Genomic DNA, 19603 nt, shown 5'->3' on the forward strand with positions numbered 1-19603 from the left:
CGAATTAGAGCCGCACCGACGCCAGCTTACGAGGGTCGCTGACGGGCAGGTAAATACTGAATGTTGCCCCCGCGCCGGGTTTGCTGTCGGCGTGGATAGCCCCGCCGTGGTTGGTCACGACCTTTTCGCAGATAGCCAGCCCGATACCCGTACCCTGATACTGACTCGTAGTGTGCAGCCGCTGAAACACCTGAAAAATACGGTCGAGGTACTTCTCATCAAACCCGATACCATTGTCCCGAACGCCGATGCAGTAGTACTGAGCCGCCTTACTGACCGGTACCACACCGGCCGGCAACTGAGCGTCCGTGATCGTGCCGCAGGTGATGCGGATCAGGGGTGGCACGCCGGGCTGCCGGAATTTGATGGCATTGCTCAGCAGATTCTGAAATAACTGCCGCAGTTGCAGCTCATCGCCGGACACAGTCGGTAGCTGGTCAACGACGATTCGGGCGTTGCTTTCCTGAATGGCAACCAGCAGATCGTCTTTGAGCTGATCGATCAGCGGCCCCAGCGACACCTGCCCATTCAAACGCTGGTGGCTGGTGGTGTTAATGCGGGAATAATTGAGCAGTTCACGAATCAGCGTCGACATGCGGCCGGCGGCCGACTGCATCCGCCGGAGGTATTCGACCCCATTACCCAACTGCTGTTCGTAACTCTCCAGTAGCAAATCGCCGAATGACTGAATTTTGCGTAGTGGCTCCTGCAAATCGTGGCTGGCGACGTAAGCAAACTGTTGCAGGTTTTCGTTTGACCGGCTCAGGGCGTCATTCAGCGTGTCAAGCTCGTGCGTTCGCTGGTGTACACGTTCTTCCAGCTGCTCGGCCAGCTGCCGGTACTGGTCCTGACTTTCCTGCAACCGCTGCCGGTTCTGCACGCTCTCCTCAACGTTAATCGCTACGTTCAGAATGGCATACACCTGCCCCGTTTCATCGAACAGGGGCTTGTACGTAAAGTTAAAATGCGACCGGATGAGCTTTCCATCAACGGCGAGCGTGGCCGGAGCTTCCCAGGCGTGGTAGGCAATACCGGTGGTAAAAACGCCGGTCAGCTGGTTCAGAAACGGTTGTCCCTCCAGCTCGGGCAGTGCCCGATGCAGCGGCAGCCCGACAACCGATGGCGATTTACCCCAGATGGTCAGCATGGCTTCGTTGGCCAGTTCAATCTCAAACTCCAGCCCTCTGTACACGGCAATAGCCATTGGCGACTCGTTTATGAGTCCCTGAAGCCGTTGTTCACTGCGCTCCACGTCCCTGCCAGCCTGTACCTGCCTGGTAATATCGGTAGCTACGGTCAGCACCGACGTGATTTCATTGGCCGCGTTGCGAACGGGGGAGCAGACTAGGTCGAAAAAACCTTCCTCCTGCCGGCCATCGTGCCAGACGAGCGCGGGAAACTGCGCACCGTAGTAGGGTTTTCCACTGTCGAAAACACCCTCCATCATCGCCATGATTTCCTGCGATCCGGCTTCAGGCAGCACGTCGACCAACCGGGTTCCGACAACATCCGCCGACCGATTCCACAGGGCCAGCATCCGCTCGTTAGCCAGCTCGACAACCATGTCGCGGGAGCGGTACAGGGCAATTGCGACGGGTGCCTGCTGAATTACGGTCCGCAGTCGCTGCTCGCTACGCTCGGCGGCCTGCTGCGCCCGGATCTCCTGCGTAACATCGGCCGTGGTAACCAGCACGTACGCAACATCCTGATCGGTGTTGATGATGGGCTTCAGCACCTTCTTGACATATATGACCGCTGTTTCGGCGGCATTCGTCTGCTCGTAGGTGGGCAGGGTAACCGTCTGACGCTGCCCGATAACCGTGTCTAGCACCTGCCGGAACGATTCGTTGCCGATCGGGTCAAACGGCGACTCCGTGAAGCAGTCGAACAGCGGCCTGCCTACCAGGTCAGCCCGTCGGTAGCCGGTTAGCTGTTCGGCCTGATCGCTGACAACCAGCACGGTATAATGGGGAGTGTCGGCCCGCAGGACGAGCGAAAAATCGAACTGTTCGAGAAACGGGATAAGCGTTTGTTCCGTGAAAAGATTTTTCATGGATAGAAGGATGAGTGGACTGCCCGTTTTGGCACGTAAACCCAGTTGACACGAATAGAAAAAGCCACGTCCGAAGTGCGTGGCTATTAACTAGTTCAACAAAGCGGCAGAGAGGAAGGGATTCGAACCCTCGATACGGTTGCCCGTATACACACTTTCCAGGCGTGCTCCTTCAACCACTCGGACACCTCTCTGTATAAATCAACCTCCGAAAGACCCGACTGGCTGATTTGATGGACAAAGGTAGGCACCGCCGGGCACGCATGCAAGACGATTACACCATTCGCTCTTCATTCACTGGTCCGATAGTTGATAGTCTACCAAATCAGGAGAATGAAATCGGTATTAACATTTCAACCGTATATGTAATCTAACAACAAACTCTATTAATGAAGCGAATCAATCTAACCAGTCAGTCTGATGCAATTGACTACCTGTCGAGCAGTAGTAATTACACCACGATTTACTGCACCGACCACACCAACTGGCTACTTGCCAAAACCCTGAAAGCCTGTTTGGCCGAACTCCCCGGCTTTGTCCGGATCCATCGGCAATACGCGGTAAATCTGCGGTACATTGTCAAGGTTCGACTAGTGGCACCCAAAACAGCCGAAGTGCTGGTTGGTAACGTGTGGCTCCCGGTTAGCCGCCGACTCTTCCGCGAGGTCGACCAGAAACTGGGAATCACCCAGCCCAACCCCAACCGGGGGCGCTGGCACTATATGGACCTACAGCCCGACCAGCCGGTGCGGGCCGAACGGGTCTAGAAACCGATATCAATAACGAGTGGGCTGACCACTACGGCGCCGGTGTTCGTATTGTAGGTAGTGCGAACACCGGCCTCCAGTGGCGTCCGGATGCGCAGTACGTTGAAAACAATACTCAGGTCCGCGCCCACCGTCTGTGTCGAATACGCACTGCTGAATGCCGTATCGTAGAACAGCCCGCCTTTCAGACGCTGCACGTAAGCCAGCCGCCCCACTGACCAGTGCGTGTCGGCCAGGGGCAAGCGATAATCAATGCTGGTCGTAACGAGTTGCGGGGCTGTGATATAAGCCTGCCCGCGCGGGTAAAACACCGCCGGGCTAAACTGGTAGGTGTCGCCTACCCCCTGCTGCTGATACCCGCCCCGCAGCCGCACCGAATGGTGTTTGCCAAATCCCGGTACATACAGCGTCCCCAGCACAGCCAATTGACTGGCCATGAGCCGACCGCCGAACGGGGTATTGCGGTACACCGCCGACAGGGCCTGCCCCCATCGCGGAGCCACATCGCGTTTGCTCTGCCGGAACAGCTGCGAATAACTAAATCCGTACGTCAGCGCGCTCAGCGAACCCGCAAACCCGACATCAGTCGTGTACCGGGCGGGCAGGTCGTAGCCCGTAACCTGCTGGTAATTGTAGTACGTCGACAAATTCATCGACCGCACATAGGCCGAATTGGTCAGCCGGAGGGGGAGCCGGACACCCGCCGACAACTGGTTGTATTGCCAGCGATCCGAGCGCAGCGAATCGAGAGGGGCATTCCGGTCACGGTCGATGTAAATGGATGTGTTTCGATTACCCCGCTGGAAGCTCAGATCGAAAATGGGGTAAGCGCCCTGATAGCTCAGGTTCGCGAAGAAATTTCCCACTTGCTCGGCCTGATTGTAAGCATAGCCCACGCCGAACTGGGTTGTACTCAGCAGATCCTGCGAATTGATGCCGACCGTCAGGTTTTGCCCGGTACTCCCCAGCACTGCCCCCACGAATACGGATTGAACGCATGCCCCAGCCGACTGAATCGCCGGGCCGGATACGCCACCGACGGCGTTGAATCGCGCAGTACGGCCCGCCCCGCTGCCGCACCGGGGTCCTGCTGCGGTAGCTTGCCGAAGAACCGTACGGGCGGAGTTGCCCCCCCGTTGGCGGGTACGGCCGCAACAGCCGTCCACGAGTTCGGGACAAACGGCGTGGTGACGATACGCGAACCAGTAGCGGCAAAATCATCGAACGCCAACGCCTGTCCCGATGGCGACACAGCCGCGTGGTAAGCCGCCAGTGGCCGTGATGTTACCTGAAAAGCCTGCCCCGACCGCGTATCAACGGCGTAGATGTTGTCGATGCCGGAGCGGGGCGAATTGTACAATACGTACGGACCGACGGCCTGCGGATGACTGAGATTATCGTTGGAGCGGGGCAGCACATCGGTGGCTTCTCCGGTTTGGGTGTCGATGCGCTGAATCGTCTTCTGCCCGTTTTTAAGCCATACGACCACTACAGTCCGGTTGTCGGCCTGCCAGCGCGGGTGCTGGTAGAAAGCCCCGTCAGGGTTGGCCAGCGTCTTCAGCACACGGCCTGTCTGTCGGTCGAGCATCACGAGCCGGGTTTGGTACGTCGTTGTATTATCAACGACGATCAGCCGGCTGTTGTCGGGCGAGAGGGCAACGGTAGTGTAGCGTGCGCGGTGGGTCAGGCGGGTGAGTTTGCCGGTTTTTACGTCGAGCAGCCGGATATTCGAGTAGACGCGCTGCCCCCAGCGGGGGTCGAAGCCAAACTCGATCCAGCTGACCAGCGCGGGCGTGGCCGAGAGCATACCGGGATCTTTGGGAAAGCCCTGCACGTGCAGCGTCTGTTCGGGCTTATTCTTCCGCAGGAGAACCAGCCGGGGGTATCGCCCAGCCCGCTTTTGATGCAGATCAGCGTCGAGTCGTCCAGAAACTGCGGGTGCTGGTAGTTGGTAAACACGGGTCGGCGGGTTGCGCCTTTTTCAACCGAAGCAGGCAGCGCAGCAGCGGACGTCAGCACCAGACCCGCCCGCTGTTTTTCCCAACTTTCCGTTGCGTCATTCATCGACTGCTGGTATAAGGCTTCGACGCTCAGGCCCGGCTGCGTAGCTGTCGCCGTCACGTCGCGGATGCTGCGCGAAAAGGCGAACGGCCACGGGAATCGGCGGTAGTTCCGGTTCAGTACCTGACTCCACACGTCGGGGCCGTAGGTACGCTTCAGGTAGGTCGTCATGAAATACCCCAGCACGTAATGATTCGGCACGTTGTCGCGAAATGAGCCACAAACGGCTTTCTGGTAGTCGAAGTCGAGTCCGGCGAGTCGGTTGGCGCGCATACCGAGGTCGAAACTGGGAATCCGCCCCCGGCCGCTGGTACTGAGCAGCGTTTCGGTACCGACCGCGTCGCCTTCGGCAAACCAGTCGGGCACGGTCAGCAACGGAACGTACAGGCCCGTATTACCGAAGAGCGTATACAGCACCCGGCCGTAATGTTGTAGCGCTTTGTCGTACTGCACCACATGGCGAAACTCGTGCACGGCCAGCAGATCGAGCCAGTCGAGGGTGCCGAGCAGCGTTGGGTCCTGGGGTGGCACAGCGAAAAACTCCGACCGGCGCGGGTAGAGCGTAACGAAGCCGTTGCTGCTGGTGCTCTGGTTTTGCAGCAGGACTGAAATACGGCGGGGGCGTTTGCCTAATGATGCGCTGACAGGTTCGTACAGCTGTTCGAGCCGCCCGGCGGTGCGTTCGGCCGTACTGTCGAAGCCCGTTGGGTAAAGCACCCGGAAGTGGGGGGTGTTGAGCTGATACCAGCGCAGACTGGCCGGGTTCTGGTCGAGAACCGGCAATGTTTGCGCGCTACCGAACCGGCAGCCAATCAGGAAAAGCAGTACAAGGCGGTGAGTTCTCATAGGCGATAACGCAAAAGTATTCGTCTACTGATTTCGACCCCGAAAAAACTATGTACTTTCGATAATTCGTATATAAGGCCAACCATCCAATGAATCTTATTCCGCCGTTGCTGTTAGTTAATCAGCGCGCCGGATTCGTGACAAACAGCGCACACGTACAAACCGTTAATACCCGCATGGAAACCTACTATGACCCCGCCGATCTTAAGAAATTTGGCCAGATCAGCGAATTTCAGAAGGAATTAGCCGACAAGTTTTTCTCGTACTACGGCTCGGTGTTTGCCGAAGGCGCGCTGACCGCCCGTGAGAAATCACTAATCGCTCTCGCCGTTGCCCACACGGTTCAGTGTGCTTATTGCATCGACGCCTACACCAACGATACGCTCGAAAAAGGATGCACTGAAGAGCAGATGATGGAAGCTGTTCACGTAGCCGCTGCCATCCGCAGTGGCTCGACGCTGGTCCACAGCGTCCAGATGATGAACAAAGTGAAACAGGTATCAATGTGACGGGCGGGTTTAAGGTTTATCGTTTAAGGTGTAAGGTTTTTACCACAAGCGCACCAGCAACGTTGAACCTTGAACCGCAAACTTTAAACGAAGAATATGAAAAGCCTTAAAGCGAGCGGGCATCAGCTGGCAAGTGCGGCAGCGCAGATTGAGCTGCTGGAGCAGCAGGCCGAGACCCGGCAACGCCCGACGTTCCGGAATCAGCTGGAGTCGATCGATCTGTTTCCGCTGCGGCCCACCGGCATCGACGTGTTGCAGATCAACGTCGGCAAGATGTGTAATCAGGTCTGTAAACACTGCCACGTCGATGCGGGCCCCGACCGGAAGGAGATTATGACCCGCGAAACGATGCAGCAATGCATCGACGTGCTGGCTCAAACGAACATTCCGGTTGTCGACCTGACGGGTGGTGCGCCCGAAATGAACCCCAACTTCCGGTGGTTCGTGGAAGAGATCAAAAAGCTGGGGCGGCACGTGATCGTACGCTGCAACCTCACGATTATCGTGGCCAATCCGAAATACAACGATCTGCCCGACTTTTTCCGGCAGCATCAGATCGAAGTGGTCAGTTCGCTACCGTTCTACAATGCCGACAAAACCGACCGGCAGCGTGGGCAGGGCGTATTTCAGGATTCGATCAAGGCGCTGCACATGCTCAACGCCGTGGGCTACGGCCAACCCGACACCGGGCTGGTGCTCAATCTGGTCTACAATCCGGCGGGTGCGTTTATGCCCGGCTCGCAGGTCAGCTTGGAGCAGCAGTTCAAGCGGGTGCTGCTCAGCGAGTTCGGCATCGTGTTCAACAGCCTGTTTGCCATCACCAACATCCCCGTCAGCCGGTACCTCGACTACCTCGTGGCATCGGGTAACTACGACAGTTACATGGAAAAGCTAGTGAACGCTTTCAACCCGACGGCAGCAGCGGGGGTGATGTGCCGCAACATGATTTCGGTCGGCTGGGATGGTCAGCTCTACGATTGCGACTTCAACCAGATGCTCGACCTGACGGTTCGCGTTCCGGGTCGGCATATCAGCGAATTCGACGCCGATGCGCTCATGCAGCGCGCCATCATCGTCAATGAGCACTGCTACGGCTGCACCGCCGGGGCCGGCTCCAGCTGTGGCGGCACGACGGCATAGCGGGTTTGCGGTTTGTAGTTCGAGGTTTGTGGTTCCTCCTGTGGTTACTACCGGATGGGGAGAAGGGCTATTAATTCTGATCATCAATACCCCCCAGCCCCCTGAAGGGGGAGCGTTCCGTAAATGAGCAGCTCCCCTTCAGGGGGCTGGGGGTATTGACACTCCAATAAAATTCGGCCCTCATCCGCTTAAATTCAGGAACTTAACAGATCCAGGATTAGGGGATGCCACCGGAGGAACCTTAAACCTCAGACCTTAGACCCAATTAAAAATACCGCATCAGGAACGCGATGGTTTTTTCAACGCGGTTGGTGTAGGGCGGGTAGATGGGGCGCAGCGTACCGAATAGCCGCTTCACAATGCCCCGCTGATTGGAAAACTCCTGAAAGCTGTAGAAGCCATTCGATTTCCCCAATCCGCTGTTATTGACTCCGCCAAACGGTAATTCGACGTTGCCAAACTGAAGCAGTGTATCATTCACGACTGTATCGCCCGCCGACGTCCGGTCGATGATGTACTGCGTGCGTTGCCGGTCGCGGCTGTGGATGTACAGGGCCAGCGGTTTCTCCCGTTGATTGATCGTGCGGAGCGCGTCGTCCAGCGTGCGGTACGTCAGAATGGGTAGTATCGGGCCGAAAATCTCCTCCTGCATCACCCGCATCTCGTCGGTAACAGTTTCCAGCAGCGTGGGTGCGATGAAATTGTCGGCTTCGTTCATTTGCCCGCACAGCGCAACCGTTGCTCCTTTCGCCAGCGCATCATCAAACAGCGCTTTCACCCGCCGGAAGTGATTGCTGTTGACGATCCGGGCGTAGCTGTCCGACGCTTCAACCGGCTTCCCATCAGGGCTGTACATGCTCACCATCGCATTGCGCAGAGCCTCGACAAACGGCGCTTTGACCGACTCGTGAACCAGCAGGTAGTCGGGTGCAATGCAGGTCTGCCCGTTGTTCAGGCACTTGCCCCACGCCAGTTGCCCGGCTGCCTGCCCCAGATTAGCCGACTCATCGACGATAGCAGGCGATTTGCCCCCCAGTTCCAGCGTCACCGACGCCAGGTGTTTGGCCGCTGCCGCCATCACGATGCGCCCCACAGCCGGGCTCCCCGTAAAGAATATGTGGTTAAACGGCAGTTCCAGCAACGCCGTCGATACCGTTGCGTCGCCCTCGAACACCGTCACTTCGTCGGCGGGGAAAAGCTCGGCAATCATCCGGCTGATTAGACCGGCGGTGTTGGGCGTTAGTTCGGAAGGCTTGATAATAACCACATTACCAGCCGCCAGCGCCGACACCAGCGGCCGGATACTCAGCACAAACGGGTAGTTCCAGGGCGAAATAATCAGCACATTCCCCTTTGGTTCATGTACTATTCGGCTCGTCGTACCGATCAGACTAATCGGAGTCGGGACCCGCTGCGGCTTCATCCAGCGTTTCAGGTGCCGGATCGTGTGGCGTATCTCACCGTTCAGGGCCATAAGTTCACCCATCATCACCTCGGCGGGCGGCTTGCGGAAGTCATCGTACATCGCCTGCTCGATGTCGGCCTGATGTGCCACGACCCAGCGTTGAATGCGCCGGATTCGTTCGATCCGTTCGCTAGCTGTAGTCAGGGCCATTTGTGGCGCGTGTCGACGCTGACGGTCGAAGGTCGCAGCGAAATCGTTGCGCTGAACAGATGGTTGGGTTTCGGTTAGCATAGCGGTATGAACATCCGGCCAGAAAGTGGCCCGGCGGATTAAATGTAACGAAAACCCGACGAAGTTGGCTCGTTTGCGATTTAGTTGGCGAAACGACTATCTTTAGCAAAACTTTAGCAAAACCACGACCGCATGTCTCTCGTCAGCGAAAATATCCGCTACCTGCGCAAACTCAACGGGCTGACGCAGGAACAGTTTTCCCGCAAAATCAACATCAAACGCTCATTGCTGGGTGCTTACGAGGAAGGGCGCGCCAACCCCAACCAGCAGAACATGACGGCAATTGCTAAAGCCTTCAACACTACCATCGAGCTGCTGACCCGGCAGGACCTGCGGAAACTGCGCGAAACCCCCAGCCTGAGCATCCCCCTTGGCCAGCCTGCGCGGCACAGCGAACCGGCCGCCCGGGTCGATGGGTCGAGCATCCGGTCCGACGGAAAAATCGACCGCGACTCTGACCCGTTTCAGCACCCCGACTTCCCCGATATTTTCGGCGAATCGGCCGACGACGAGCCAACAACCCCGATGCCGCAACCGCTGGCGAAGGTGCTGAACAAGTACTATCAGGAAGCCCCCGTGCGCGAAACCCGCACGGCCCCGGCTCCGCCCATCATCACCCCACCCGTCCGGCCCTCAACCGCCGACGGGGTATCCGGCGTTTCGTTTCAACCCGTGTCAAACGGCCCCGCCAACGACCCGCTCTTTAGCCGCCCGGAATCACGTCCTGCGGCAGCGGTTCGTTCGGCAGATATGCCGAGTTTCAATCGCAACTACGAATCTCCGGCAGCAACCGTATCTGCCGCACCCGCCGGGTCGGGCGTAGCGATTCCGGTGGTGATGCAGACGCAGTTCGTTGAGTATAGTCAGCGGTATCAGCAGGCCGAATTTGTGCATCAGATGCCCGTTATGTCGCTACCCACCCTGACCGATGGCCACTACCGCGCCTTCGAGGCCGGGGCCGACTTCACGTTTCCCGGTGCGCTGCTCGTCGGGCAGTTCGTTCGTAACTGGTTCGACATTGCCGACGGCAAGTTTTACGTGGTCCTGACGGCACATCAGGGCATTTGCAGCCGTCGGGTGTACAATCAGGTAAAAATCAAAGGCTCGCTCCTGCTCACCGCCGACCGAGCCGATACCCCCAATCTGGAAATCGGGTTGAAAGATGTGCTTGAAGTATGGGAGATATGCGCTTTCGTGAGCCAGCAACTACCGCCACCCGTGCCCAGCACCGACCGGCTCCGCCAGCTTGTCGATGAATTGCGGCTGGAAGTCGGGCGATTCTAAAATGGTCATTGACCTGCGCTTCGAACGACGAAAATTACATACAAGTGTAAAAAAAAGTAAGCTAAACACTTGACGCTTTGCCTGATCATGTTGATTTTTGCATGACCAATAGTCTATAGACTCAGTTATTTTAACGAAACTGACCTGCCAATCAGACGGGTTAGTTCGGTCTTCCTTCCTCTTTTGAACGGGGCTTCGCTGACGGGTTTGTTTACACGCCCCGATCCGAAGCCCCTACCTGTTTACGGCGGCTGGTTCGTAGTTTTGCCGTACTTATGCGTTATTTTCTCGAACTCGCTTACCGGGGCACTCACTACCACGGCTGGCAGCGGCAACCCAATGGTATCAGTGTGCAGGAAGTGCTTGAAACGGCGCTGAGCACTATTCTGCGTGAGCCCATCGCCCTGACGGGTAGCGGCCGAACCGACACCGGCGTTCATGCCGGACAGCAATTCGCCCATTTCGAGACTAGTCAACCCCTGCCCGATACACTGATTCGTTCGCTCAACGGCATGACCAATGCCGACGTGGCCGTGTACGACTGCTTTCCCGTCGGGCCCGACGACCACGCTCGATTTACCGCTACCTACCGCTACTATCAGTACCAGATTTGTCGGCGGAAAGACCCGTTTCGGGCTGATCTGGCGTATCAGTTTCCGTTTTCGGTGGATGTAGTGCGTATGAACGAAGCGGCTTCCCTACTGCTGACGCACACCGATTTCGAGAGTTTCAGCAAGGTAAAAACTGACGTCAAAACGTTCGACTGCCGCATCGACTTCGCTTATTGGGTGCAGCACGACACCGGTGATCTGACATTTCATATCCGGGCCGATCGATTTCTGCGCGGTATGGTGCGAGCTATCGTCGGCACCTTACTCGCCGTGGGGCAGGGTCGCCTGTCGGTTGCGGAGTTCGATGCCATAATCGAGGCCCGGAACCGGAAGCGGGCAGGGCGGGCAGCCCCGGCCGAAGGGCTGTCGCTGGTAGCGATCGGTTACCCAGAAAGCGTGTTCGCCGAACGAACCACCGGCCCCTCTTAGGCGTTTTACACCTGGCAACGTACGCCGGCCGCTATCAGCCACCTACGACTCTAAAACTGCTTTCTTTTGACAATCGGAACAATTATTCTGGCAGCGGGCGACGCATCGCGCATGGGTGGCGAGGTGAAACAATTGCTTGTGTATAAAGAGCAAACCCTGATTCGCCGTACCGTCGAAACGGCGATGGCGCTTCAGCGGGGCCCCGTGGTGGTGGTGCTTGGCGCGAACCGCGACCGTATTGCGGGCGAACTCACCGATCTGCCCGTTACGCTCATCGACAACCCCGCCTGGCCCACCGGGCAGGCGTCGTCGCTGAAAACCGGGCTGGCTGCGCTCTATCTGACCCACAAAGACATCGACGCGGTACTGGTGCTGCACGTCGATCAGCCAATGGTGTCGCTTGGCCTGCTGTTGTACATGGTTGAGGTCAACGACGATCAGGGCAAAGGCATCGTGGCCTGCCGGTACGACACCCAACTCAGCGTGCCCGCCCTATTTGACCGCACGTACATTGACGAACTGCTGCAACTAAAGGGCGACAAAGGGGTGAAATGGGTAATCGGGCGGCACCGCGACGACTGCTCGGAAGTGCCCTTTGAAGCCGGGGCCGTCGACCTCGACTCCCGGCGCGACGTAGAACAGTTCCGGCAGGCTTACCTGGCCGCGTCGTCGGGTGAACTGCTGTCTGACGAGTAAGTCTGGTTGTGACAGGTTCTCTCGCGATGGTGGCACCCGACTGTGTGGTTGACCATCATCCCCAAAAAAATCAGTAGATTGCCGGGTATTCTGCAAGGCGGTTCGCCCACGAATTGTGAGCCATTAACCGTTCTGGCAACCTGATCTGACCTATTGATGAAACACTACCTGACTCAGGATCCCTGGCGCATTGTTGAAGAAGGGTTCCACCGCGATTACAACGAAATCACCGAAAGCGTCATGTCGCTGGGCAACGGGCGGCTCGGCGGACGCGGTTCGTTTGAAGAAAAATTCAGTGGCAAAACCTTGCAGGGCAACTACGTAGCGGGGGTCTATTACCCCGACAAAACGCGCGTAGGCTGGTGGAAAAACGGGTACCCGGAATATTTCGCCAAAGTGCTCAACGCTGCCAACTGGATCGGTATCGACATTGATATTGAATACGAAAGCCTTGACCTCGCCCACTGCGAAGTCCGCGATTTCCGGCGGGAGCTGAACATGCAGGAAGGCTACTTGGAACGGCAGTTTGTGGCCGTCCTGAAAAGCGGTAAAGAGCTACAGATCAACACGAAACGTTTCTGCTCGATCGTCGACGACGAAGCTGGTGCCATCCGCTACTCGGTCACTCCGCTGAATTTCGACGCTAAAATTACCATCACGCCCTACATCGACGGGGCCATCCGCAACCGCGACGCCAACTACGACGAAACGTTCTGGGATGAGGTGCGGAAAGAAACCGGCTACGGCGAAGCGTACATCGAACTGCGCACCCGCAAAACCGGCTTTCACGTCGCGACGGGCATGTGCGTGGAGATCGAGCAGAACGGTCTGAAAATCGATTATCAGTCGCAGCCGATCAAGTACGAAAAATACGTTGCCAATCGCATCTCGCTCGACTGTCGGCGGGGGCAGGAAACGGTCGTTTACAAATACGCCGTGAACTTGTCGTCGCTGAATTTCCCCAGCGACTCGCTCATTCGCGAAGCCCACTCGGCTATTCAGAAAATCAGCCGGAAGGGTTTTGAGAAGATGCTGCACGAACAGCAGCAGGCATGGGCCGACAAGTGGAAAACCAACGACATTACCATCGACGGCGACGTAGCAGCCCAGCAAGGTATTCGATTCAACATTTTCCAGCTCAACCAGACCTATACGGGTGAAGATGAGCGGCTTAACATCGGCCCAAAGGGTTTTACGGGTGAGAAATACGGCGGCAGCACCTACTGGGATACCGAAGCGTACTGCCTGCCTTTTTACCTGTCGACGGCCGACCAGAAAGTAGCACGCAACCTGCTGATTTACCGGCACAAGCAGCTCGGCAAAGCCATCGAGAATGCGCAGAAGCTGGGCTTCCGGGCCGGGGCTGCGCTGTACCCGATGGTGACGATGAACGGCGAAGAGTGCCACAACGAGTGGGAAATCACGTTCGAGGAAATTCACCGTAACGGAGCCATCGCCTACGCCATCTATGACTACGTACGCTACACCGGCGACCGGCAGTATCTGGCCGACTACGGGCTGGAAGTGCTCATCGCGATCAGCCGGTTCTGGAGTCAGCGGGTCAACTGGTCGAAGGCGAAAAACCAGTACGTGATGCTGGGCGTGACGGGCCCGAACGAGTACGAAAACAACGTCAACAACAACTGGTACACCAACTACATTGCCGCCTGGACGCTACGCTATACGCTCGAAGCGGTGGCTATTGTAAAATCCATTGCCCCTGATCGGTACGCCGAACTCGTCGACCGGATTCACTTCCGCGAAGAAAAGGAAACGACCACGGCGCGGCACATCATCGACAATATGCACCTCCCGGCCGATCCGGAGCGGCAGGTGTTTTTGCAGCAGAGCGACTTCCTCGACAAGGAGCTGATGCCGGTTTCGGACATCCCGAAAGGGCAGCGGCCACTCAACCAGAACTGGTCGTGGGACCGGATTCTGCGGTCGTGCTTCATCAAACAGGCCGACGTGCTGCAAGGGTTATATTTCTTTGAAGACGAGTTCGACACCGACACGCTTCGGCGCAACTTCGACTTCTACGAGCCAATGACCGTACACGAGTCGTCGCTGTCGCCCTGCGTGCATTCGATTCAGGCGTCGAAGCTGGGGATGAAAGAAAAAGCCTACGAAATGTACCTGCGTACGGCCCGGCTCGACCTCGACGATTACAACAACGACACCGAAGACGGTTGCCATATCACGAGTATGGCCGGTACGTGGCTGGCCGTGGTGAAGGGCTTCGGCGGTATGCGCGTCAGCCACGACGGGGAGTTGCAGTTTGCGCCGTACTGCCCCGACAACTGGCAGGCGCTGTCGTTCAAAATCCGCTTCCGGGGTAATCTGCTGGCGATCACGGCCACGCAGAAAGACGTAACCGTGCAGAACTTTTCGGCCCAGCCGATCACGCTGCTTATTGCCGATCAGCCAATTACGGTGGCTGGCGAACAGTCGCAAACCGTATCAACAACGGCTGTAGAAGCGTAATCTATTGTCTCAAACAGCATCTTGCTGTTTGGTTGCAGACCTAGCCAAACAGCAAGATGCTGTTTGAGACAGCCGTTACCAATGAATCACAGTTTCCGCTTCAACTTCGACGCCGTTACGCCGGTTTACGATGCGCTCAGCCGCCTTGTGTTCGGGCGTCGGCTGGAGCGGGCGCAAACAGTATGGCTGGGGCAGATTTCATCGGGCGCGTCGGTGCTGGTGCTCGGTGGGGGAACGGGGAGTCTGCTCGGCCCGCTACTCGCCCGGCAACCGGGGCGGGTGCTGTTTCTGGAAGCATCGGGGCAAATGCTGGCGCGGGCAGGTCGGCGCATGATTCAAGAGCAGCTACCGGGTCAGGTCGACTTTCAGCGCGGTACCGAGCAGGATTTGCAGCTAACCGACCAATTCGATATCATCATCCTGCCGTTTGTGCTCGACCTGTTTGCCGAAGCGACCGTGCGCGACCATATGCTGCCGAAACTTACGGGTGCTTTACAACCCGGCGGCACCGTGCTGATTACCGATTTTGTCCGGACCGACCGGCCCTGGCAACGCGCACTGCTTCAGCTGATGATCTGGTTTTTTCGGCTGACGGCTCACATCGAAACGCGGCAGCTACTCAACTGGCAGCGGCTATTGGCCGATACCCGTCTGAGCCGAACAGGCCAAGCCCCGCAGGTGTGGGGCATGGTGTCGGCCGAATCGTGGCGGTTGACATGACTACAAATACAGAGCGGGTCGACACTACAAACTGTAGCATCGACCCGCCCAAAAACCGTCCGTTGTTTACACCGACAGAATATCTTTCTCTTTAGCGACAAACGTTTCGTCGACGCGGGCGATGAACGTATCGGTCAGCTTCTGAACGCGCTCCTCACCTACTTTCACGGCGTCTTCCGATACACCTTCTTTAGTCAGCTTACGGATACCGTCGTTGGTATCTTTGCGAATGTTGCGCACGTTAACTTTAGCCACTTCCACTTCCTGTTTGACCCGCTTTACCAGATCGCGCCGACGTTCTTCGGTCAGCATCGGGATACTGAGCCGGATGGTTTCACCGTCGTTGTTGGGAGCCAGCCCCAGGTTTGAGTTACGGATGGCTTTCTCGACTTCGCCGATCATCTTTTTCTCAAACGGCTTAATCGAGATGGTACGAGCATCGGGGGTGTTAATAGCTGCGATCGTGTTCAGGGGCGACAGCATCCCGTAATATTCGACCTGAATACCGTCGAGCATGCCCGCATTGGCTTTCCCGGCCCGGATCTTGGTCAATTCGATATTAAGGTGTTTGATGGCCTTTTCCATCGTATCTCTGGCATCGTCCAGATATAATTCGATCTCTTCCATTTTTTACCGTACTTTTTATAGTTGTAGAGTTGGCTGGTTGTAGAGTTGTAAAGTTGCTACCGCCATCACCCGACGCGCCAGCAACTCTACAACTTTATAACTGTCCAACTTTAGAATTACACGTTCGACGTAATGAGTGTGCCGGTGCTGGTATCGCCCTGCACGATACGGAGCAGACTACCCGGATCGTTCATGTTGAACACGATAATCGGCAGGTCGTTTTCCTGGCAAAGCGTAAACGCGGTCAGGTCCATGACGTTGAGTTTCTTTTCGTAAACGTCGTCGAAGGAAACCGTCGTATACCGCGTCGCTGTGGGATCTTTCATCGGGTCGGCGGTGTAGACACCATTGACCTTTGTGCCTTTCAGCACAACGTCGGCTTCTACTTCAATGGCGCGGAGTGCAGCCGTCGAGTCGGTGGTGAAATAAGGGTTACCGGTTCCGGCCCCGAAGATGACCACACGGCCTTTTTCGAGGTGCCGCACCGCCCGCCGACGTACGTAGGGTTCGCAGACCTGCTCCATCTTGATAGCCGACATCACACGGGTGTACATGCCGTGCTTTTCCAGCGAACTCTGAATCGCCATGGCATTGATAACCGTTGCCAGCATTCCCATGTAATCGCCCTGCACCCGGTCGATTCCCGATCGCTCACCCGACACGCCCCGGAAGATGTTGCCCCGCCGATGACGATGGCGACCTGTACGCCCATGTCGACTACTTCTTTGATTTCCTTGCTGTATTGTTCCAGCACAGCGGGGTCGATGTTGTAGCCCGACGGGCCAGCCAGTGCCTCCCCGCTCAGTTTGAGCAGAATCCGTTTGTAGTTCGTCTGTGATGTCATGGGGTTACTTTTTGCGGGGGCAAAGATAGAAGAAAAAGGCTGACGGGCGGAACTGAACAAGCCTGTGGCACCGCTTCACCGATTGGTTGCGCTACCGGCTCATACAAATTCAATCAGTACCTGCCCCTTCTCAACCCGGTCGCCTTTGGCCGCCCGAATGGCCTTGACCGTACCCTCAGCGGCTGCTTTGAGGTTGTTTTCCATCTTCATCGCTTCCAGAATCAGCAGACTATCACCCTTCTGCACCGCGTCGCCGGGTTGCACGCTGACCCCCACGATCAGGCCGGGCATGGGTGCTTTCAGGTCATCGACCTTCGCATTGGCCATGTTGCTCATCCCCATCTTTTCGAGCAGCAGATCGAAGCGGTCTTTTAACTGAACGGTATACTTGTGTTCGTTGATTTTCAGACTGACGGTCTTCGTTGTCTGGTTCAGTTCCAGCAGTTCAGCCGTATAAGACCGGTTCTGATGCAGGATGCTGAACGTCCGGTCCGACAGCCGAACCAGATCCCAGGCAAACGGCTCGTCATTGACCGTTGGCCCGGCGGGCGTAAAATCGATGGTAACAGATTCGGTGTTGTTGACGGACGCAGCAAGCATAGAACGGTTTACTTTCCAGTGGAATCAAAACGATGGAAACCGGTTTGGCAGACCTACCAAACCGGCTAAAAAGCAAAGTTACCACCCTGCTTTACTCGCGCCCGGTCGAACGCCGATGCTGACCAGACGGCTTACGCCATAACCCCCATGTACTGTTCGGCAACTTCATCCAGCACGGCGCTGACACCAGCGTAGGAATCCGTCGTGACGAGCTGCATCCGGTACGGTTTGAAGTCGGGCAGGCCCTTGAAATAATTGGCGTAGTGCCGACGCATTTCGAACAGGCCAACGATTTCGCCTTTCCACCGAATAGAAAAATCAAGGTGCTGCCGACACACCGCCACACGGTCAGCGATGGTCGGGGCCGGGCGATGTTCACCCGTTTTTACAAAGTGCTTGATCTCGTCAAAAATCCACGGGTAGCCGATGCTGGCCCGGCCGATCATCACACCATCGACGCCGTACCGGTTCTTGTATTCCAGCGCCTTTTCGGGCGAGTCGATATCGCCGTTGCCGAAGATGGGAATGGTAATGCGCGAATTTTCCTTGATCCGGCCAATCAGTGTCCAGTCGGCTTCGCCTTTGTACATCTGCACGCGGGTACGGCCGTGTACGGTCAGGGCTTTGATGCCGATGTCCTGCAACCGCTCGGCCACTTCACCGATGTTTTTGGTCGATTCGTCCCAGCCCAGTCGGGTCTTCACCGTAACGGGCAGATCAGTCGCTTTTACAACGGCTTCGGTCATGCGGACCATCTTCGGGATGTCCTGCAAGAGCGCGGCACCCGCCCCCCGGCAGGCTACGTTTTTCACCGGACAGCCGTAGTTAATGTCAATCAAATCGGGCTGGGCGCGGCTGGCGATCCGGGCGCACTCGCCCATCGTCTCGACGTCGGAGCCGAAGAGCTGAATGCCAATGGGCCGTTCGTACTCGAAAATATCGAGCTTCTGCACGCTCTTGGCCGCATCGCGGATGAGCCCTTCCGACGAAATAAATTCCGTGTACATCAGGTCGGCTCCGTTGGCCTTGCACACCGCCCGAAACGGCGGGTCGCTGACATCCTCCATCGGAGCCAGCAGCAACGGAAAATCCGGTAGTTCTATATTACCAATCGTTACCATAGTTCGTTCGTCGTTGCGTGTGCGCCAGACTACGCGCAGGCTCACACGCTCATTTAGCACAATTCAAAGGGCCATTCGGTTCCCTTTTTCGGATTATACAAACGAGTCTGTAAATTTACGCGATTTATGAACGCAGATTATACCCCCACACTCCCGACTTCGCGCCCGCCTACCTTTGGCGGCTTACTGATGCTGTTGGGCTTTATTCTGATGGGTGGTGTACTCAGCACGGGGCTAATGCTGCTTGGCTTTATGCTGTTCGGCGGGATGTCTTACGCCGACGTAAAGATGCACCTGCGGATTATAGCCAGGGACCCGGCGTCGCTGCCGGGCGGCTGGTACGAACTGATGAGTTGGCAGGCGGTCAATCACCTCGGCTCATTCTTACTGCCAGCCCTTGCCTACTGGTACCGGATCGAACGGCGGACGTGGTCGCAGTTCAATCCCCGCCCGCTGGAGCAAGTCGCAGGATTCTCGCTCGTCGTGCTGATCGTTATTCTGTTTATGCCTTTCGACGGGCTTATTATCGAGTGGAACCAGAACATCCACCTGCCACAGACACTAGCTCCAATTGAAGAGTGGGTGCGAGACAAAGACCAAAGCACAACAGCAGTCACCCGCTATTTAACCACTTTCGCCACCACCCCGCAATTGCTGGTGGCCCTGCTGGTGATCGCCATCATACCGGGCATCGGTGAAGAAGTGCTGTTCCGGGGGGTGTTGCAGCGGATGCTGATGTACTGGACCGGCAACAAACACCTGGCTATCTGGCTGGCGGCTGCGCTGTTCAGTGCCATCCATGTGCAGTTTCTGGGCTTCTTTCCCCGGATGCTGATGGGCGCATTGTTTGGCTACCTCTACGTCTGGTCGGGCAATATCTGGGTGCCTATTCTAGCCCACTTCACCAACAATGGATTTACGGTGTTTATGGTTTATCTGTACCAGCAAAAGATGACCAGTATCGATGTTGAAAAGACCGAAGCCGTACCAATGCTGGGCGCGCTGGCAGCGGGGCTACTGACGACCGGTCTGCTCTACTACTTTCAGCAACGCAACCGTCCGCAGCTCATTTAGCCCATCAGGTTTTACCCCACTTTTGCCAACAGGCTTTTCAG

17 protein-coding genes, 1 tRNA gene and 1 pseudogene are annotated in these 19603 nt (G+C 56.9%); 9 read left to right on the top strand and 10 right to left on the bottom strand.

The window, feature by feature from the left end:
- Positions 1 to 4: 4 nt before the first annotated feature.
- Both HH216_RS20105 and HH216_RS20110 read right to left on the bottom strand, forming a co-directional pair.
- A complete protein-coding gene (locus HH216_RS20105; RefSeq protein ID WP_169552432.1) occupies positions 5 to 2053 on the bottom strand; it encodes a PAS domain-containing sensor histidine kinase in 2049 nt (682 codons plus the stop codon).
- A gap of 107 nt (positions 2054 to 2160) precedes the next feature.
- Positions 2161 to 2247, bottom strand: a tRNA-Ser gene (locus HH216_RS20110).
- Between the two features lie 195 nt (positions 2248 to 2442).
- On the opposite strand from HH216_RS20110, the gene HH216_RS20115 reads away from it, so the two are divergent.
- A complete protein-coding gene (locus tag HH216_RS20115; RefSeq protein ID WP_169552433.1) occupies positions 2443 to 2820 on the top strand; it encodes a LytTR family DNA-binding domain-containing protein in 378 nt (125 codons plus the stop codon).
- Here the strand turns inward: HH216_RS20115 and HH216_RS26220 are convergent.
- From HH216_RS26220 to HH216_RS26230, 3 genes are read right to left on the bottom strand one after another with little or no spacing between them, the layout of a single operon-like run.
- A complete protein-coding gene (locus HH216_RS26220; protein ID WP_254448527.1) occupies positions 2817 to 3791 on the bottom strand; it encodes a BamA/TamA family outer membrane protein in 975 nt (324 codons plus the stop codon). The genes HH216_RS20115 and HH216_RS26220 overlap by 4 nt on opposite strands.
- The gene (locus HH216_RS26225; RefSeq protein WP_254448528.1) at positions 3764 to 4627 is read right to left on the bottom strand and encodes a TolB family protein; all 864 of its coding nucleotides are present in this window, start codon (positions 4625 to 4627) and stop codon (positions 3764 to 3766) included. Before HH216_RS26225 ends, HH216_RS26220 begins: the two co-directional genes overlap by 28 nt.
- The gene (locus tag HH216_RS26230) at positions 4528 to 5727 is read right to left on the bottom strand and encodes a hypothetical protein (RefSeq protein ID WP_254448529.1); all 1200 of its coding nucleotides are present in this window, start codon (positions 5725 to 5727) and stop codon (positions 4528 to 4530) included. The genes HH216_RS26225 and HH216_RS26230 overlap by 100 nt, the downstream gene beginning before the upstream one ends.
- A gap of 176 nt (positions 5728 to 5903) precedes the next feature.
- Here HH216_RS26230 and HH216_RS20125 point away from each other — a divergent pair, with 176 nt between their 5' ends.
- Together HH216_RS20125 and arsS are read left to right on the top strand one after the other, a co-directional pair.
- Complete coding sequence (locus HH216_RS20125; RefSeq protein ID WP_169552434.1) at positions 5904 to 6236, top strand: arsenosugar biosynthesis-associated peroxidase-like protein; 333 nt, start codon at positions 5904 to 5906, stop codon at positions 6234 to 6236.
- Positions 6237 to 6332: 96 nt separating this feature from the next.
- Positions 6333 to 7376 (top strand): arsenosugar biosynthesis radical SAM (seleno)protein ArsS, encoded by a 1044-nt coding sequence (gene arsS / locus HH216_RS20130; RefSeq protein ID WP_169552435.1) that lies wholly within the window; start codon positions 6333 to 6335, stop codon positions 7374 to 7376.
- A 265-nt stretch (positions 7377 to 7641) separates the two neighbouring features.
- Here arsS and HH216_RS20135 read toward each other — a convergent pair whose 3' ends face one another.
- On the bottom strand, positions 7642 to 9072 hold the full coding sequence (locus HH216_RS20135; protein ID WP_169552436.1) for an aldehyde dehydrogenase family protein: 1431 nt from the start codon (positions 9070 to 9072) through the stop codon (positions 7642 to 7644).
- A 132-nt stretch (positions 9073 to 9204) separates the two neighbouring features.
- On the opposite strand from HH216_RS20135, the gene HH216_RS20140 reads away from it, so the two are divergent.
- The 5 genes from HH216_RS20140 (at position 9205) to HH216_RS20160 (ending at position 15296) form a co-directional block, all read left to right on the top strand.
- Positions 9205 to 10356 carry a helix-turn-helix domain-containing protein gene (locus tag HH216_RS20140; RefSeq protein ID WP_169552437.1) on the top strand — a complete coding sequence of 384 codons (1152 nt, stop codon included), beginning with the start codon at positions 9205 to 9207 and terminating at the stop codon, positions 10354 to 10356.
- Between the two features lie 275 nt (positions 10357 to 10631).
- On the top strand, positions 10632 to 11396 hold the full coding sequence (gene truA, locus HH216_RS20145) for a tRNA pseudouridine(38-40) synthase TruA (protein WP_169552438.1): 765 nt from the start codon (positions 10632 to 10634) through the stop codon (positions 11394 to 11396).
- Between the two features lie 111 nt (positions 11397 to 11507).
- Complete coding sequence (locus tag HH216_RS20150; protein ID WP_254448856.1) at positions 11508 to 12092, top strand: nucleotidyltransferase family protein; 585 nt, start codon at positions 11508 to 11510, stop codon at positions 12090 to 12092.
- Positions 12093 to 12248: 156 nt separating this feature from the next.
- Positions 12249 to 14576, top strand: a complete 2328-nt coding sequence (locus tag HH216_RS20155; protein ID WP_169552440.1) for a glycoside hydrolase family 65 protein — start codon at positions 12249 to 12251, stop codon at positions 14574 to 14576.
- An 81-nt stretch (positions 14577 to 14657) separates the two neighbouring features.
- The gene (locus HH216_RS20160; RefSeq protein WP_169552441.1) at positions 14658 to 15296 is read left to right on the top strand and encodes a class I SAM-dependent methyltransferase; all 639 of its coding nucleotides are present in this window, start codon (positions 14658 to 14660) and stop codon (positions 15294 to 15296) included.
- 66 nt (positions 15297 to 15362) lie between these two features.
- Here HH216_RS20160 and frr read toward each other — a convergent pair whose 3' ends face one another.
- The 4 genes and pseudogenes from frr to dusB all read right to left on the bottom strand — a co-directional run bounded on the left by frr (position 15363) and on the right by dusB (position 18488).
- A complete protein-coding gene (frr, locus tag HH216_RS20165) occupies positions 15363 to 15923 on the bottom strand; it encodes a ribosome recycling factor (RefSeq protein ID WP_169552442.1) in 561 nt (186 codons plus the stop codon).
- Between the two features lie 116 nt (positions 15924 to 16039).
- Positions 16040 to 16767: pseudogene (pyrH, locus tag HH216_RS20170) on the bottom strand (UMP kinase).
- 99 nt (positions 16768 to 16866) lie between these two features.
- Complete coding sequence (locus HH216_RS20175; protein WP_169552443.1) at positions 16867 to 17367, bottom strand: acetyl-CoA carboxylase biotin carboxyl carrier protein subunit; 501 nt, start codon at positions 17365 to 17367, stop codon at positions 16867 to 16869.
- A 131-nt stretch (positions 17368 to 17498) separates the two neighbouring features.
- The gene (gene dusB, locus HH216_RS20180) at positions 17499 to 18488 is read right to left on the bottom strand and encodes a tRNA dihydrouridine synthase DusB (protein WP_169552444.1); all 990 of its coding nucleotides are present in this window, start codon (positions 18486 to 18488) and stop codon (positions 17499 to 17501) included.
- A 126-nt stretch (positions 18489 to 18614) separates the two neighbouring features.
- Here dusB and HH216_RS20185 point away from each other — a divergent pair, with 126 nt between their 5' ends.
- Positions 18615 to 19562: a CPBP family intramembrane glutamic endopeptidase gene (locus HH216_RS20185; RefSeq protein ID WP_332871425.1), complete on the top strand. Its 948-nt coding sequence runs from the start codon at positions 18615 to 18617 to the stop codon at positions 19560 to 19562.
- The last annotated feature ends 41 nt before the right edge of the window (positions 19563 to 19603 follow it).

Source organism: Spirosoma rhododendri (genome assembly GCF_012849055.1).
Lineage (GTDB): Bacteria > Bacteroidota > Bacteroidia > Cytophagales > Spirosomataceae > Spirosoma > Spirosoma rhododendri.